Raw genomic sequence first — 14,480 nt, 5'->3', positions numbered from 1 at the left:
CGTACCCGGACGACCGGCCGCGCCGCCGCACCACGCCGGGGTCCGTCCGGCGCGAAACGCGGGATCCGTTGCGGGACAATGCGTCAGAACGGGTCGCCGAGGATGCGGCCGAGGCGGGCGCGGCACTCGGCGACGAACGCCGGGAACGTGCCCCGGTAGTACGCGATGCCGCTGGCGGCGACGGCGACGGCCCAGGCGCGGGCGCGGATCCAGGTCGGGTCGGGGACGTCCAGCGCGTCCCGGTACGCGTGGCGCGCCGCGGCGGGCAGGTCCCAGACGGGCGCGTGCTCGGCGTCGGGGAGGCCGACGGACAGGCAGCCGAAGTCGATGACGGCGTACAGCTTTCCGTTGCGCGCCAGCAGGTTGGTGGGTCTCAGGTCACCGTGCAGCCACCCGTACGGCCCGGCCGGCTCGGGTTGCGCGAGCCCGGCGCGCCAGTACCGGGTGAGGGTGTCGAGGTCGAGGTCGGCGCCGACGACGGCGCGGCAGTCGCGCAGGCAGCCGGTGATCCAGTCGTCGCAGGACCGCAGGTCGCCGCCGCGGTACCAGCTGAGGTCGCCGGCGCGGGTGGCGCCCATCAGGTCGGTGGCGTGCAGGTCGCGGACGAACGTCGCGAGGTCGGTGCCGAGCGCGGCCCAGTCGGTGACGCTGTCGGGGCCGACCTCGGCGCCGTCCAGCCAGCGGTGCACCGACCACGGCAGCGGGTACCCGGCGGCGGGCGTGCCGAGGTGCACCGGCGCGGGGATCCGGTGCGGCAGCAGGGGAGCGAGCCGCGGCAGCCACTCCTGTTCGGTACGCAGCGAGCGCGCCGTGCCGGCGGTCCGCGGCAGCCGGACGAGCAGGTCGGTGCCGAGCCGGTACATGGTGTTGTCGGTGCCGGCGCCGGCCGCGGCGAGCGGCAGGTCGGCCCACTGCGGGCACTGCGCGGCCAGCAGCGCCCGTACGGTCGCCGGGCCGGCGGGTACCTCGTCCTCGTGCAGGGTCACCCGTGGATCCTGGCCGCCGCCGGCTCTGCGTTCCAGCGGATTTCAGCGCACGGGGTAGCGCAGGTGGGTCGCGCGGTGGCCGGGTACGACGATCGGGTCGCCGAGGAGGTGGTGCTGGCCGGGCGCGAAGTACGGGATGCCGCCGCCGAGCAGCAGCGGTACCAGGCTGACGCAGACCTCGTCGACGAGCCCGAGGTCGAGGGCCTGCCGGATGATGGTGGGGCTGGCGATGACGACGTCCCGGTCGCCGGCGATGGTCCTGGCCCGCTCGACCGCCTCGGCGACGCCGTCGACGAACGTGGTGCGCGGCCAGCGTTCCGGGTCGTCCGGCGGGCGGTGGGTGACCACGACGACGGGCGCGCCGGACGGGTGGTTGTCGCCCCAGCCCCGCGCGATGTCGAACAGCCGCCGCCCGGCGATCAGCGCACCGCTGCTGGCGAGTACCTCGCTGAGGAACTCGGCGCTCGCCGCGTCGACGGTGAACGTGTGGCCGGAGCCCGGCACCGCCACGTCACCCTGCTCGTACCAGTCGAAGAGGCGGTCGATGCCGTCGTCCGCGGTGGCGATGTAGCCGTCCAGCGACATGGTCATGTGGGTGCGGACCGCGGTCATGGGATGCCTCCTGCGGTGGGTCGTCGGGTTCCTGCCCCTTCAGACGACGCCCGGCACCCGAACTCATCGCCCGATGTCACAACCCGGCGGGGTCCGCGCATCCCGTGGTCGACAGGTCCTGAGCGACTCGGGAGGCGACACCATGACCACACGACACGCGCCGGCGGTGCACCGGATCGTCATCCTCGGCGCCGGATACGCCGGTATGGCCGCGGCCGTCCAGCTCGGCGCGCGCGTCGGCCGGCGTACCGGCGTCGAGGTGACGCTGGTGAACGCGCGGCGACGGTTCACCGAGCGGCTGCGGCTGCACCTGACCGCGACCCGGCAGTACGTGGCGGAGCTGGACATTCCGGAGTTGCTGGGCGGTACCGGGGTGCGGTTCGTCCGCGGTTGGGTGACCGCGGTCGACGCGGACACCCACCGGGTACGGATCGACGACCACCGGACCCTGGAGTACGACACCCTGGTGTACGGGCTGGGCAGCGTGGCGGACACCGGCGCGGTGCCGGGCGCCGACGAGCACGCGTACACGCTGAGCGGGGTGGACGACGCGGTCGCGCTGGCCGGTCGGCTGGCGCGGCTGGGATCGGGCACGGTGGTGGTGGCCGGCAGCGGGCTGACCGGTGTCGAGTCGGCGGCCGAGATCGCCGAGCAGTACCCGGGGCTGCGGGTCCTGTTGCTGGGGCGGGACGCGCCGGGTGCGACGATGCGGCCGCGGGCGGCGGCGTACCTGCGGGCGGCGCTGACCAGGCTCGGCGTCGAGGTACGGAGCGGGGTGACGATGGCGAAGGTGCTGCCGGACGCGGTCGAACTGGCCGACGGGTCGACCGTCGACGCGGACGTGGTGCTGTGGGCCGGCGGGACGCGGGTGCCGCCGCTGGCCGCCGCCGCGGGCCTGGCCGTCGACGGGCACGACCGGATCGTCACCGACGCGACGCTGCGTTCCGTGTCCCACGACGACGTGTACGCGGTGGGCGACGCCGCGGCCGTCCGCCAGCCGTACGGGACGATGCACGGCACCTGCCAGGGCGGGATGCCGACCGGGGTGCACGCCGCGCTGTCCGTCGTCCGGACGCTGGACGGCAGGCGCCCCAAGGCTTTCCGCTTCGGCTACTACCACACGCCGGTCAGCGTCGGCCGGCACGACGGCGTCGTGCAGTTCACCCACCCCGACGGCACCCCCCGCCACCTCGTACTCACCGGCCGGCTCGCGGCGCGGTACAAGGAGGCGGTGACGGCGTCGCCGTGGTCGACGTACCGGCGGATGCGCGCGATGCCGGGGACGGGCGCGATCTGGCCGCGCGGCGGGCGCTTCACCCGGCGGGGTGCGCGGTGACCGCGCCGGAGGCCGACCAGCAGGTGTTCCAGGAGCACCGGCGGCTGCTGTTCGCCGTGGCGTACCGGATGCTGGGGACGGCGGCGGACGCCGAGGACGTGGTCCAGGACGCGTGGATCAACTGGTCGGCGGCGGACCGTTCGCGGGTCGCCGACCCCAAGTCGTACCTGGCGCGGATCGTGTCGAACCTCGCGCTCGCCCGGCTGCGCTCCGCCCGCCACCGGCGCGAGACGTACGTGGGGCCGTGGCTGCCCGAGCCGGTACTCACCGCGCCGGACACCGCCGACGTGGTCACCGACGCCGAGTCGGTGTCGATGGCGATGCTGGTCGTCCTGGAGACGCTGAGCCCGCTGGAACGCGCGGTGTTCGTGCTGCGCGAGGTGTTCGACGTGGGGTACCCGGAGATCGCCGCCGCGGTCGAGCGCTCCGAGGCCGCCGTACGGCAGGCCGCGCACCGCGCGCGCGGGCACGTACGGGCGCGCCGGCCGCGCTTCGCCACCGACCGGCGGAAGCAGCGCGAGGTGACCGACCGGTTCTTCGCCGCGGCCACCGGCGGCGACGTCAACTCGCTGATGGAACTGCTGTCGCCGGACGTGACGCTGTGGACCGACGGCGGCGGCAAGGTACGCCAGGCGCTGCGCCCGATCGTCGGCGCGAGGACGGTCGCCAGCTGGTTCGCCGCCCTCGGCACCGCGCCGTACCAGGGGGTCGAGCCGGCGGACATGCGCGCGGAACGGACCGACATCAACGGCACGCCGGGGGTGGTGTTCCGCGGGCCGGACCGGGTGATCGCCACGATCACCCTCGACATCGACGCCGACGGCCACGTCACCGGCATCATGAACGTCGCCAACCCCGACAAGCTGCACGCGGTCGCCGACGGCACCGAGTACGACCTGGGCATCCGGTGAGCGCGGCGCTCAGCGGGTCGCCGGCCCGCCGAGCAGCGCGGCGATCCCGTCCAGCATCCGCGCCAGGCCGAACTCGAACACCGCCTCCGGCTCGGACGCCGCGTACGAGTCGGCGCCGAAGCGCGCGATCATCGGCAGGTGGTGCGCGCGTACGGCGGCGTCGATGGCGGGGCGGCGGCGGGCCAGCCACTGCCGCCGGTCGAGCCCGGTGTCGCGGGTCGCGCGGTTCTCCTGCGCGAGGGTGAGCGCCGCGCCCTGGAGGAACGTACTGACCAGGATGGCCACGCTGATCAGGGTGGGGAAGTCGGCCGTCTCGCCGGCCACCGCCCGCATCCGCCAGTCCGTGTACGCCATGAGGTGCGGGGCGATCGGCGGCCGCGTGGTGGACGCGACGAGCGACGCCACCCACGGGTGCTCGGCGTAGATCGACCACTCGTACCGGGCGGACAGTTCGAGCCGGGCACGCCAGCCGTCGGGTCCGGGCTCGGGCAGCGCCGCGCGGGCGAACAGGGTGTCGACCATCAGGTCCACCAGGTCGTCGCGGCCCGGCACGTACCGGTAGAGCGACATGACGCCGGCGTCCAGCCGGGCCGCGACGCGCCGCATGGACACGCTGTCGACGCCGTCGTCGTCGGCGAGGGCGACCGCGGCGGCGACGATCCGCTCGACGCTGAGCGTGCGCTCGTCCGCGGGCGCCGCCTCGACCTGCCGTTCCGCCACCCGCCGCCGGTACGCCTGCGCCTGGCACGCGCGCGAGCAGTACCGGCGGGGGCGGCCGCGGGTGGCGGTGTCGAGCCGGCGGTGGCACTGCTCGCAGGTCGGCATCGGCCCTCCTTTCGTCACGGCGGAACGGTTCCGTGACGAAAGGCTAGCCGGGATCGCCGCGACCGACCCTGGGGGTACCCCTACTCTTCTTGCGGGGGAACGCTCCGCTGTTTTCGACACGGCGCATGCATACGGTGTACGACATGACTCGTACAGCGCACGCCGGGCCGCATCCCACCACGATCCACGACCGGTCCGGACCGGCCGTCGAACTCCGCCAGGTCACCCGGCGGTACGGCACGGCCGGCGCCACCGTGACCGCCCTCGACGCCGTCACGCTCGCGTTCCCGCGCGGCAGCTTCACCGCCGTGATGGGCCCGTCCGGCTCCGGCAAGAGCAGCCTGCTGCACTGCGCCGCCGGCCTCGACCGGCCGACCGCCGGCACCGTCCTCGTCGACGGTACGGAGCTGACCGGGCTCGACGAGACGGCGCTGACCCGGTTCCGCCGCGACCGGATGGGGTTCGTGTTCCAGGCGTTCAACCTCGTACCGACGCTGACCGTCGTGCAGAACGTGGTGCTGCCGTTCGAGCTCGCCGGCCGCCGCCCCGACCGGACCGCCGTGGTACGCCTGCTCGACCGGCTCGGCCTCGGTGACCGGCTCGACCACCGCCCGGCCCAGCTGTCCGGCGGCCAGCAGCAGCGCGTCGCCATCGCCCGCGCCGTCCTGACCCGGCCGGCGGTCGTCTTCGCCGACGAACCGACCGGCGCGCTCGACACCCGCGCCGCCCGCGAGGTACTGGACCTGTTGCGCGACACCGTGTTCCGTACCGGGCAGACGATCGTGATGGTGACGCACGACCCGGTCGCCGCGGCCCGCGCGGACGCCGTCGTGTTCTTCGCCGACGGCCGCCCCGTCGACACCGTCGTACGCCCGGACGCCGGAACCGTCGCCGCGCGCCTGGCCACGCTGGGCGGTGGGCGCTGATGCTGCGCCTCGCGTTCCGGAGCGTACGTGCCCGCGCGCTGTCGTACCTGTCGTCGGCGGTGGTGGTGCTCGCCGGCACCGCGCTGCTGACCGCGTTCGGCGCCGTACTGGAGACCGGGCTGCACACCAACGGCCCGGACCGGCGCACCCTCGTCCTGCTGCCGCTGATCCTCGGCGGCTGGACGCTCGCCATCGTCACGTACGGGATCGTGTCGACGGTGGCGCTGTCGATCCGGCAGCGCGACCGGGAGACCGCGCTGCTGCGGACGGTCGCCGCCACCCCGGCCCAGGTACGCGCGGCACTCGTCACCGAGGTGCTGCTCGTCGCGCTCCCCGCCGTACTGCCCGGGTTGCTGGTCGGCCGCGGGGTGCTCGCCGCGCTCGTCGGGTTCGGCGCGGTCGGCCCCGTCGCCGCCCGTACCGGCGGGTGGAGCGTCGCGGCCGGGACCGGTGCCGCCCTGGTCGCCGCAGCCGTCGCCGCCGTACTCGCCAGCCGCCGCGCGGCCCGGATCCCCCCGGTACGGGCGCTCGCCGGTGCCGACGACGCCCCGGCCGGCGCGCACCTCGGCCGCCCCCGCGCCGCCGCCGGTGCCGTACTCCTCGGGCTGGGGGTGGGGTTGGGGGTGACGACGCTGTTCATGCCGAACGGGCCGCTGCTGTCGAGTACGGCCGGGCCCGGCGGGGTGGCGGCGGCGATCGGGCTCGCACTGCTGGCGCCCGCCGCCGCCGGCGCGGTACGGGCGCTCGCCGCGGTCACCGGCGGCGCGGTACGCCTCGGGGTGCGCTCGATGTCCGTCCGGGCCGCCGCGACCGCCGCGGTGGTCGGCCCGCTGGTACTGCTGGTCGGCATCGCCGCGGGCACGCTCGCCATGCAGCGCACCGAGGACGGCCGGCACGTGGTCGACACCGACGCCGCCCGCATCGCGCCGGTGAACTACCTGGTCGTCGTGATGATCACCGGGTTCGCGCTGATCGCCGCGGGCAACGCGCTGGTCGCCGCGACCCGGCACCGGAACGCGGAGTTCGTGCTGCTGCACCGGATCGGCGCCACCCGCGCCCAGCTCCTGCGGATGGTCGGCGCCGAGTCCGCGGTGACCGCGCTGGTCGCCGTCCTGCTCGGCACCGTCGCCGTACTCGTCATGGTCGTGCCGTTCAGCATCGTGCGGACCGGGGCGCCGCTGCCGGCCGGCGGGCCCTGGATCTGGCTCGGCGTCGCGGCCGGCACCGTCGCGGTCACCACCGGCATCGCCGTCGGTACGGCCGCCCGCCTCACCCGCGCCGCGGCCTGACGCTCCACCGAACCCGATCTGTCCACAGTGGACCGGTCGGGTCCGGCGGAGGGTGCACGTCATCCTCCGGGATCGCCGCCGGCCCGGCCAGCACGTCCACCCCGCGCCGCGGGCGGTAGCCTCGCGCGAGCGACACCGGTACCGGGAGGACGGACACCATGGAACCGCTGACCGCCGCACGCATCACCGGGGTGTGGGGCACGCTGCTGCTGCCGATCGGCGCCGGCGGCGCGATCGACGAGGCCCGGCTCGCCGCCCAGCTCGACACGCTGCTCGCCACCGACCTGCACGGCCTGTACGCGCACGGCACCGCGGGTGAGTTCCACACCCTCGACGAGCCCGAGTACGACCGGGTCAACGAGGTGTTCGCGGCGCGGTGCGCGGACGCGGGCGTGCCGTACCAGATCGGGGCGTCGCATCCGGCGACACCGGTGATGCTGAGCCGGGTGCGGCGGGCCGCCGCGCTGCGTCCCGGCGCGATCCAGGTGATCCTGCCCGACTGGGTGCCGCTCAACGACGACGAGGTCGTCCGGTTCCTCGCCGGCGCCGCGGACGCCGCCGGCGACGTGCCGGTCGTGCTGTACAACCCGCCGCACGCCAAGACCCCGGTACGGCCGGAGCTGCTCGGGCGCGCCGCCGCCGAGGTACCCGGGCTGGTCGGGCTCAAGACCGCCGGCGGCGACGACACCTGGTACGCCGCGGTCGCGCGCGCCGCGCCCCGGCTGTCGGTGTTCGTTCCCGGGCATCTGCTGGCGAGCGGCCGGGCCCGCGGCGCGCACGGCAGCTACTCCAACATCGCGGCGCTGTCCCCGCGCGGCGCCGCCGCCTGGTACCGGCTGATGGACAGCGATCCGGCCGCGGCGGTCGACGTGGAACGGCGCATCGCCGCGTTCTTCGCCCGGCACGTGGCGCCCTTGCAGGCACGCGGGCTGTCGAACCCGGCGCTGGACAAGTTCCTCGCGGTGGTGGGGGACTGGGCGGACATCGGCCTGACGCTGCGCTGGCCGGCGTCGTCCGCGCCGGCATCGGCGGTCGGTCCGGCGCGCGCCGACGCGTACCGGATGCTGCCCGAACTGTTCGCCTGACACCGTCCCGCCGACCTGGTACACGCGGCGCCTGGTGTGGACCCGTTGTCCTGCAAGGGTTCGGGGCTGGTATGGGGGCACCGGGCGGGCCGCGGATCGCGCGGACGGATGGGCGGTCAGGTCGTCGACCAGCGCGGCGAGGTCGTTCCCCGGGCAACCGACCGCGGGGGTCGGCGCGCGTGCCGCAGTGGCCCCGTTCCCTTGCCCGGTCGGCGTTTCCGCGGCTCTCCGGCCGTTGCCCACCGCCGGACCGGCCGTGGTCACCCCGGGCCGGGGTACAGCGCGTCGAAGCGGTTGGCGAGCGTCACGTACCGCCCGGCCCAGCCGCTGCTGATCGCGATCTCGTTCAGCGGACCGGTCGGCAGCAGCAGGTACCGCAGCTCGGGCAGCCGGCTGCCGTCGCCGGAGCGCAACCGGTCCGCGTGGTCGCGCAGGTCGTCGACGAGCTGCCCGACCGTCTCGTACTGCCGCTGCCAGGTCAGGTCCTGCGGCCCGGACCGGACGATCCGCGCCAGTTCGTCGGCGACCTCCACCAGCCCTCGCTCCATCCCCCCATCATCGCCGCGGCGCCGTCGACCCGCGTACCAGGAGGGTCCAGTCGGCGGGGGGCACCATCGCGCCGGGGGAGAGGACCAGGTGCGCGCAGTCGCGGCCCTGCGCGTGCAGCGACTGGCCGACGGTCGTCAACCCGGCGGTACGGCTGCCCGCGGTGCCGTCCCACCCGGCCACGGCCAGATCCGCCGGTACGCCGCGGCCCGCGTCGGCCAGGTGGGCGAGCGCGCCGAGCGCGAGTTCGTCGCTCATGGCGAGGATCGCGGTCGGCCGCGGCCGGGTGGCGAGCAGCGCGGCGGCGGCGTCCCGGCCGTGCGCGCGGTCGTTGCGGGCCACCTCGTACACGGGGATGCGGGCGGGATCGAGGCCCGCGGCGGTGGCGGCGTCCGCGTAGCCGGCGAGCCGGTCGGCGCTCACCTGGTACGCCGGGCGGCGCGGCGGCACGCCGGTCAGCAGCCGGTCGCGCCGCCGCAGCCCCAGCGGGAAGCTGATCACCGCGAGTCGCCTGTACCCGCCGGCGAGGACGTGCGCGGCGAGCGCGCGGGCGGCGGCCCGGTTGTCGATTCCCACGTACGGCACGCCGGCGAGCCGCGGACTCCCGTGCACCACGTACGGCAGCGCGCGGTCGGCCACCGCGGACAGCAACGGGTGCCCGCGCGGGGTCGACCACAGGATGAACGCGTCGACCGCGGCGTCGCGTACCACGGCGACGGCGTCGGCGGCGGGGGTGCGCGTGGCGAGCAGCAGCAGGTTGCGACCGGCCGCGGTGCAGGACTCCGCGACACCGCCGAGGAACGCGACCGCGCCCGGGTCCTCGAACGCGTACGACAGGCTCTCGCCGAGGACGACACCCACCGCGCCGGTACTTCCCTGGCGGAGCGACCGGGCCACCGGGTGCGGCCCCGGGTAGCCGAGATCGCGTGCCGCGTCGAGGATCCGCTCGCGCAGCTCGGCGGACAGCTTCCCGGGCCGGTTGTACGCGTTGGAGACGGTCATCGCGGTGACGCCGACCCGCTCGGCCACGGTCGCCAGGGTCGGTCGTCGCGTCGTCATGTGGCGAGCCTAAGAGGTCCTGACAGAAAGGACTGTCGGCGCCTGGCGGGCTCAGGACGACGCTGCCGACGTTGTCGGTGCAGTCGCATACAACACCGGTATGCGACTGCACCTCCGCCTTGGCAGCCCCGCCCTGAGCCTCGCCAGCCATCCGACGCCTTTCCGTCAGGACCTCTAACGGCGGCCGGGGGCTCGACACCGGTTTAACGATAAAATAGCGTGCCCCGCGAACACCGTCGTCAGCCCGGCTGCTCCGAGACAACGAGGTGATCAGATGCGCGTCACCGTGTGGGGCGAGAACGTCCACGAACACCGCGACAGGCCGGTACGGGAGCGCTATCCCGACGGCATGCACGGCGCCGTCGCCGCCGCGCTCGCCGACCGGCTCGGCCCCGGCCACCACGTCCGCACGGCCACCCTCCAGGAACCCGAACACGGCCTGACCGCCGACGTCCTCGCCGACACCGACGTCCTCACCTGGTGGGGCCACGCCGCGCACGACGAGGTGGACGACGCCGTCGTCGCCCGCGTCCACGACCGCGTACTCGCCGGCATGGGCCTGGTCGCGCTGCACTCCGCGCACTACTCCAAGATCTTCCGCGCGCTGATGGGTACCTCGTGCACGTTGCGGTGGCGCAACGACGGCGAGACCGAACTGCTGTGGACGGTCGACCCCGCGCACCCGATCGCCGCCGGCGTCCCGCACCCGCTGCGGCTGCCCGCGCACGAGATGTACGGCGAGCACTTCGACATCCCGCAACCCGACGAGCTCGTGTTCATCAGCTCGTTCGCCGGCGGCGAGGTGTTCCGCAGCGGCTGCTGCTTCACCCGCGGCGCCGGCCGCATCTTCTACTTCAGCCCCGGCGACCAGGAGTACCCGATCTACCACCATCCCGACGTGCAGCGCGTCATCGCGAACGCGGTGCGCTGGGCGGCGCCGGCCGGCGGTACCGGTGCGGCGCCGCGCAACCGGCACGCGCCGCTGCACTGGTACGACGGGGAGGCGGCGCGATGAGCGGGTGGGCGCTCGTACCCGGAACGGCTCCGCTGCGCGGCGTACTCGTCGGCGCCGGCGGGCTGGGGCCGTTCTGGGCCAAGGAACTCCTCGCCTCCGCCGACACCGAACTGGCCGGCTGGGTGGACCTCGACGAGCGGCGCGCGGTCGACGGCGCCGCCCGGCTGGGTGTCACCGGGCTGCCGACCGGGCCGTCGCTCGCCGCGATGCTCGACGCCGAGGCGCCCGACTTCGTCGTCAACGTGACCGCACCGCTGGCGCACCGGGAGGTGACCGTCACCGCGCTGGAGCACGGCGTACCGGTGCTCAGCGAGAAGCCGATGGCGCCGACCATGGCGCAGGCACGCGAGATGGTGGCCGCCGCCGACCGGGCCGGTGTGCTGTTCATGGTCAGCCAGAACCGCCGGTACCTGCCCGCGCTGGTCGCCTACCGCGACACCGTGGGCCGGCTCGGCGAACTCGCCAGCGTCTCCTGCGACTTCTACCTCGGCCACCACGTCGGCCCCGACCACTTCCTGTTCACCCTCGACCAGCCGCTGCTGCTCGACATGGCCATCCACCTCTTCGACGGCGCCCGCGCCATCACCGGCACCGACCCCGTCTCCGTGTACTGCGAGTCGTACAACCCGCGGTTCAGCTGGTTTCCCGGCGCCGCCGCGGCGAACGCGGTGTTCGAGATGACCGGCGGGCTGCGGTTCGTGCTCAACGGCAGCTGGTGCGCCGACGGCTTCCAGACCTCCTGGACCGGATCCTGGCGTACCGTCGGCGCGCACGGCACCGCGGCCTGGGACGGCGAGACCGCCCCGCGCGCCGAACCCGCACCCGGCGCCCGGATCACCGCCACCGCACCGGATCCGGGCGGTACGCCCGAGGGCCGGTTCCACGGGCTGGCCGCGGCGCTCCGCGAGTTCGTCGCGGCCCTGCGTACCGGGGCGACACCGCAGGGGGAGTGCCACGACAACCTTCGCAGCCTCGCCATGTGCCACGCCGCCGTCGAGTCCGCCGCCACCGGCACCCGCGTACCGGTCGCCTGACGTACCACCGGCTCCGGCCGTACGGTCCGCGCCGTACGGCCGGGCGCACGTACCGCCGTCCTGGGTCAGGCGCGGGTGGTGGGGCGGGCGCCGCGGTACAGGATGGCGAGGGCGCCGGCGGTCCCGGCGGCGGTCGGTACGAAGATGGCGGCGCCGAGCGTCATCCCGGGGATCTCGTTCGGCAGCGAGGCGAGGAGCAGTCCCGCGGCGGTGACGGCGACCGTGCCGAGCACGGTCAGCAGCGCCGTGCCCGCGGTCACCAGCGCCGGCCGGTACGGGGCCCCCGCGGCGAGCCGCGCGGGCAGGTACCGGCCGAGCAGCGTCGCCGCGCCGGCCACCAGGACGGTGCCGATCCCCGCGCCGATCGGGGCGATGACCGGCATCCCCGGCGCCAACCCGGTCAGCCACGCCAGCGCCCACACGCCGACCCCCGCGAGGAGCGTGGCGTACCGGGCGGCCCAGCGGGTGGCCACCGCGACCGTCACCGCGACCGCCAGGGCGAGTACGGCGGCGACCGTGACGGCGACGGGGACCGGTACCGTGCCCGGCCCCACGCCGGCGCCGATCAGCACCCACAGTACGGTGCTGGCGACCGGCGAGACGGCCAGCAGGATCCACGCCGTCCGCAGTCCCCGCGCTGTCGCCCGGTCCCCGGCCGGCGTCGGGCCAGCGCCGTCCCCGGAGCCCGGACCCGTGTGCGGCGCGGCACCCCCGAAGCCCGGCCCGGCGCCGGTTGGACTGTTGCCGAACCCGGGGCCCGTCCCCGGCGCGGCACCCCCGAAGCCGGGCCCGACGCCGGGCTGGCCACCGGAGCCCGGGCCGATCTCCGGCGTGCCACCGGCCGGCGGGTCCGCTCCGAAGGTCGCCGTACCGGCCGGGATCGCTGGCGTACCAAGGGATCCGCTGTGGTCGGTGGGCGCGTCGACCGGCGGGGTGGGGCCGGGGGCGAGTGGCGGATCGGCGGCCGGCGCTGCCACGTCGGGCAGCGGGACCGGCGAGTCGACCGCCGGGGGAGCGCCGGCGCCGACCGTGGCCGGCACGTCCACGGGGGACGGCGCCGGGGGCGTGTCGACGGCGGCGAGCAGGGCGCCCTGCGCGACGACGAGTTCCGGCTGCTCGACCGCGGTCGGCGCCGTCCGCAGCCGCCGGTGGATCATCCGTGCCACCAACGGCATCCGGCTCGCGCCGCCGACCAGCAGCAGCGGCCCCGGCGGCGGTACGGCGAGGCCGGCGGCGGTGAGCACCGCCCGCGTCGCCGCGACCGTACGGGCGACGAGCGGTGCGGCGATCGCCTCCACCTGTTCCCGGCCGATCGGCGCGTCCACCCCGATCAGCGGGACGTGCACGAAGGTCTGCGCGGTGCGGGACAGCATCTCCTTGGCGACGCGGACGTCCTCGGTGAACTGCCACCAGGCGCGCCGGTCCGCCGCCGTGGTCCCGTCGCGGAGCCGGTCCCACGCCGCCGGATCCCGCTGCCGGTACGTCGCCTCCAGGTACGCGATGAGCGCGGCGTCGACGTCCAGCCCGCCGGTGTCGGGGAGCCCGTCGGCGGCGAGGACCCGGGTGCCGGCGACGACGGACGCGTCGAACGTGCCGCCGCCGAAGTCGTACACGACGGTGGGGGTGTCGGTGGGACCGGTGAGGCGGCGCGCGGCGGCGACCGGTTCGGGCAGCAGCGTGGGTGAACCGAGCCCGGCCTGCTCGGCGGCCCCGGTCAGTACGGCGCGGCGGCGCGGGCCCCAGCCGGCCGGATGGGTCAGCACCACGTGCCGTACCGGACCGTCGGCGACCCGGCGTGCCTCGTCCGCCACCCGGCGGAGGACCGCGGTGAACAGCGCACCGACCGGCACCTCAGCGCCGAGCAGTACGGTGCCGTCGTCGACGCGCAGCTTCGGGTTCGGCTCGAACCGTTCCGGCGCGACCCGGCGGGAGTGCAGCGCGTCCCGGCCGGTCAGCAGGCTCCCGTCGGCCTGGGCGAACACCGCCGACGGCAGCAGCGGCGTGCCGTCGAACAGCAGCGGGTCGGCCGGGCCGTCGTCGCGGCGCAGCACCGCCACCGTGTTGGAGGTTCCGAAGTCGATCGCCATCGCCCATGCCGTCACCACAGGAACGTATCCGCCTGCGGCAAGCGGGCCGCGACCCGTCCCGCCGGCGGCGCCCGGCACGCCGCCGCGCCGGTAACGGGGTACGAGAACCAGTCCCGTCAGGCGCGGCGCATCAGCAGGTGGCCGCGGCGGAATCGTTCGCCCTCGCCCGGCTCGCGCAGCATCCGGCCGAGCTCGACGAAACCGGCGTCGGCGGCGAGCGCGGCCAGCTCGTCCACCGGCCACCGGTAAGCCGTCGTCACCTTGTGGTCGAACGCGGCGACCGGCCCGCCCTCCGCCTCGAAGAACCCCAGCAGCAGGTGCCCGCCGGTCGCCAGCACCCGCGCGAACTCCGCCAGGTACGACGGCAGCTCCTGCGGGGTGGCGTGGATGATCGAGTACCAGGAGACGATGCCGCGCAGCGCGCCGTCCGGCAGGTCCAGCGCGTCCATCGACCCCACCTCGAACCGCAGCTCCGGGTACGCGGCGCGGGCGAGGTCGACCATCACCGGCGACAGGTCCACGCCGTACGCGTCGAGGCCCAGGTCCGTCAGCTGCCGGGTGATCGGGCCCGGACCGCAGCCCAGCTCCGCCACCGGCCCGGCCGCACCGGCCCGTACGTGCTCGGCGTACGCGTCGAACAGCGCCCGCTCCAGCGGCAGCTGGTCACGCGGCAGCTCGGCGTACAGGGTGGCGATGGCGTCGTAGGCGTCTGCGGTCGCGGCGGCGCGCGGGGCGGTGTCGGTCACGGCCGACGACACTAGAGCGTGTC

At 75.4% G+C, this 14,480-nt stretch carries 14 protein-coding genes; 7 read left to right on the top strand and 7 right to left on the bottom strand.

The features are described 5' to 3' along the window. Positions 1-83 precede the first annotated feature (83 nt). Together Aru02nite_RS03970 and Aru02nite_RS03965 are read right to left on the bottom strand one after the other, a co-directional pair. Entirely contained in the window at positions 84-986 is a 903-nt protein-coding gene (locus Aru02nite_RS03970; protein WP_203654969.1) for an aminoglycoside phosphotransferase family protein, read from the bottom strand. A gap of 42 nt (positions 987-1,028) precedes the next feature. Continuing rightward, complete coding sequence (locus Aru02nite_RS03965; RefSeq protein ID WP_203654967.1) at positions 1,029-1,598, bottom strand: dihydrofolate reductase family protein; 570 nt, start codon at positions 1,596-1,598, stop codon at positions 1,029-1,031. A gap of 142 nt (positions 1,599-1,740) precedes the next feature. Between Aru02nite_RS03965 and Aru02nite_RS03960 the strand changes: the two genes are divergently transcribed. Both Aru02nite_RS03960 and Aru02nite_RS03955 read left to right on the top strand, forming a co-directional pair. Continuing rightward, entirely contained in the window at positions 1,741-2,934 is a 1,194-nt protein-coding gene (locus Aru02nite_RS03960; protein WP_203654965.1) for an NAD(P)/FAD-dependent oxidoreductase, read from the top strand. Further along, positions 2,931-3,845, top strand: coding sequence for an RNA polymerase sigma-70 factor (locus tag Aru02nite_RS03955; protein WP_203654963.1), 915 nt, complete (start codon positions 2,931-2,933; stop codon positions 3,843-3,845). The genes Aru02nite_RS03960 and Aru02nite_RS03955 overlap by 4 nt, the downstream gene beginning before the upstream one ends. Before the next feature lie 9 nt (positions 3,846-3,854). On the opposite strand, the gene Aru02nite_RS03950 is transcribed toward Aru02nite_RS03955, so the two are convergent. Beyond that, on the bottom strand, positions 3,855-4,670 hold the full coding sequence (locus tag Aru02nite_RS03950; protein ID WP_203654961.1) for a TetR/AcrR family transcriptional regulator C-terminal domain-containing protein: 816 nt from the start codon (positions 4,668-4,670) through the stop codon (positions 3,855-3,857). A gap of 143 nt (positions 4,671-4,813) precedes the next feature. Here Aru02nite_RS03950 and Aru02nite_RS03945 point away from each other — a divergent pair, with 143 nt between their 5' ends. The 3 genes from Aru02nite_RS03945 (at position 4,814) to Aru02nite_RS03935 (ending at position 7,970) form a co-directional block, all read left to right on the top strand. Beyond that, entirely contained in the window at positions 4,814-5,596 is a 783-nt protein-coding gene (locus Aru02nite_RS03945; protein WP_239076385.1) for an ABC transporter ATP-binding protein, read from the top strand. Continuing rightward, positions 5,596-6,885 carry an FtsX-like permease family protein gene (locus Aru02nite_RS03940; protein WP_203654959.1) on the top strand — a complete coding sequence of 430 codons (1,290 nt, stop codon included), beginning with the start codon at positions 5,596-5,598 and terminating at the stop codon, positions 6,883-6,885. The genes Aru02nite_RS03945 and Aru02nite_RS03940 overlap by 1 nt, the downstream gene beginning before the upstream one ends. A 158-nt stretch (positions 6,886-7,043) precedes the next feature. Continuing rightward, a complete protein-coding gene (locus Aru02nite_RS03935) occupies positions 7,044-7,970 on the top strand; it encodes a dihydrodipicolinate synthase family protein (RefSeq protein ID WP_203654958.1) in 927 nt (308 codons plus the stop codon). 260 nt (positions 7,971-8,230) lie between these two features. Here the strand turns inward: Aru02nite_RS03935 and Aru02nite_RS03930 are convergent, their stop codons facing one another. Then, the gene (locus Aru02nite_RS03930; protein ID WP_203654957.1) at positions 8,231-8,518 is read right to left on the bottom strand and encodes a hypothetical protein; all 288 of its coding nucleotides are present in this window, start codon (positions 8,516-8,518) and stop codon (positions 8,231-8,233) included. Between the two features lie 7 nt (positions 8,519-8,525). Then, positions 8,526-9,575 (bottom strand): substrate-binding domain-containing protein, encoded by a 1,050-nt coding sequence (locus Aru02nite_RS03925; protein WP_203654956.1) that lies wholly within the window; start codon positions 9,573-9,575, stop codon positions 8,526-8,528. A 274-nt stretch (positions 9,576-9,849) separates the two neighbouring features. Here Aru02nite_RS03925 and Aru02nite_RS03920 point away from each other — a divergent pair, with 274 nt between their 5' ends. After that, the gene (locus Aru02nite_RS03920; protein ID WP_203654955.1) at positions 9,850-10,590 is read left to right on the top strand and encodes a ThuA domain-containing protein; all 741 of its coding nucleotides are present in this window, start codon (positions 9,850-9,852) and stop codon (positions 10,588-10,590) included. Further along, the gene (locus tag Aru02nite_RS03915; protein ID WP_203654953.1) at positions 10,587-11,624 is read left to right on the top strand and encodes a Gfo/Idh/MocA family protein; all 1,038 of its coding nucleotides are present in this window, start codon (positions 10,587-10,589) and stop codon (positions 11,622-11,624) included. Before Aru02nite_RS03920 ends, Aru02nite_RS03915 begins: the two co-directional genes overlap by 4 nt. 65 nt (positions 11,625-11,689) lie before the next feature. Here the strand turns inward: Aru02nite_RS03915 and Aru02nite_RS37115 are convergent, their stop codons facing one another. Both Aru02nite_RS37115 and Aru02nite_RS03905 read right to left on the bottom strand, forming a co-directional pair. Beyond that, the gene (locus Aru02nite_RS37115) at positions 11,690-13,726 is read right to left on the bottom strand and encodes an Hsp70 family protein (RefSeq protein ID WP_203654951.1); all 2,037 of its coding nucleotides are present in this window, start codon (positions 13,724-13,726) and stop codon (positions 11,690-11,692) included. Positions 13,727-13,827: 101 nt separating this feature from the next. Beyond that, positions 13,828-14,457 (bottom strand): class I SAM-dependent methyltransferase, encoded by a 630-nt coding sequence (locus Aru02nite_RS03905; RefSeq protein ID WP_203654949.1) that lies wholly within the window; start codon positions 14,455-14,457, stop codon positions 13,828-13,830. Between the last annotated feature and the right edge of the window lie 23 nt (positions 14,458-14,480).

Origin of the sequence: Actinocatenispora rupis (genome assembly GCF_016861975.1) — a bacterium.
Taxonomy (GTDB): Bacteria; Actinomycetota; Actinomycetes; order Mycobacteriales; family Micromonosporaceae; genus Actinocatenispora; species Actinocatenispora rupis.
This window is presented reverse-complemented; position numbering and strand designations above follow the sequence as displayed.

Coding starts and splice junctions, on each gene's coding strand:
- Aru02nite_RS03965 (WP_203654967.1), bottom strand. CDS start 1,598: ATGACCGCGGTCCGCACCCACATGACCATGTCGCTGGACGGCTACATC.
- Aru02nite_RS03960 (WP_203654965.1), top strand. CDS start 1,741: ATGACCACACGACACGCGCCGGCGGTGCACCGGATCGTCATCCTCGGC.
- Aru02nite_RS03950 (WP_203654961.1), bottom strand. CDS start 4,670: ATGCCGACCTGCGAGCAGTGCCACCGCCGGCTCGACACCGCCACCCGC.
- Aru02nite_RS03945 (WP_239076385.1), top strand. CDS start 4,814: ATGACTCGTACAGCGCACGCCGGGCCGCATCCCACCACGATCCACGAC.
- Aru02nite_RS03940 (WP_203654959.1), top strand. CDS start 5,596: ATGCTGCGCCTCGCGTTCCGGAGCGTACGTGCCCGCGCGCTGTCGTAC.
- Aru02nite_RS03935 (WP_203654958.1), top strand. CDS start 7,044: ATGGAACCGCTGACCGCCGCACGCATCACCGGGGTGTGGGGCACGCTG.
- Aru02nite_RS03930 (WP_203654957.1), bottom strand. CDS start 8,518: ATGGAGCGAGGGCTGGTGGAGGTCGCCGACGAACTGGCGCGGATCGTC.
- Aru02nite_RS03925 (WP_203654956.1), bottom strand. CDS start 9,575: ATGACGACGCGACGACCGACCCTGGCGACCGTGGCCGAGCGGGTCGGC.
- Aru02nite_RS03920 (WP_203654955.1), top strand. CDS start 9,850: ATGCGCGTCACCGTGTGGGGCGAGAACGTCCACGAACACCGCGACAGG.
- Aru02nite_RS03915 (WP_203654953.1), top strand. CDS start 10,587: ATGAGCGGGTGGGCGCTCGTACCCGGAACGGCTCCGCTGCGCGGCGTA.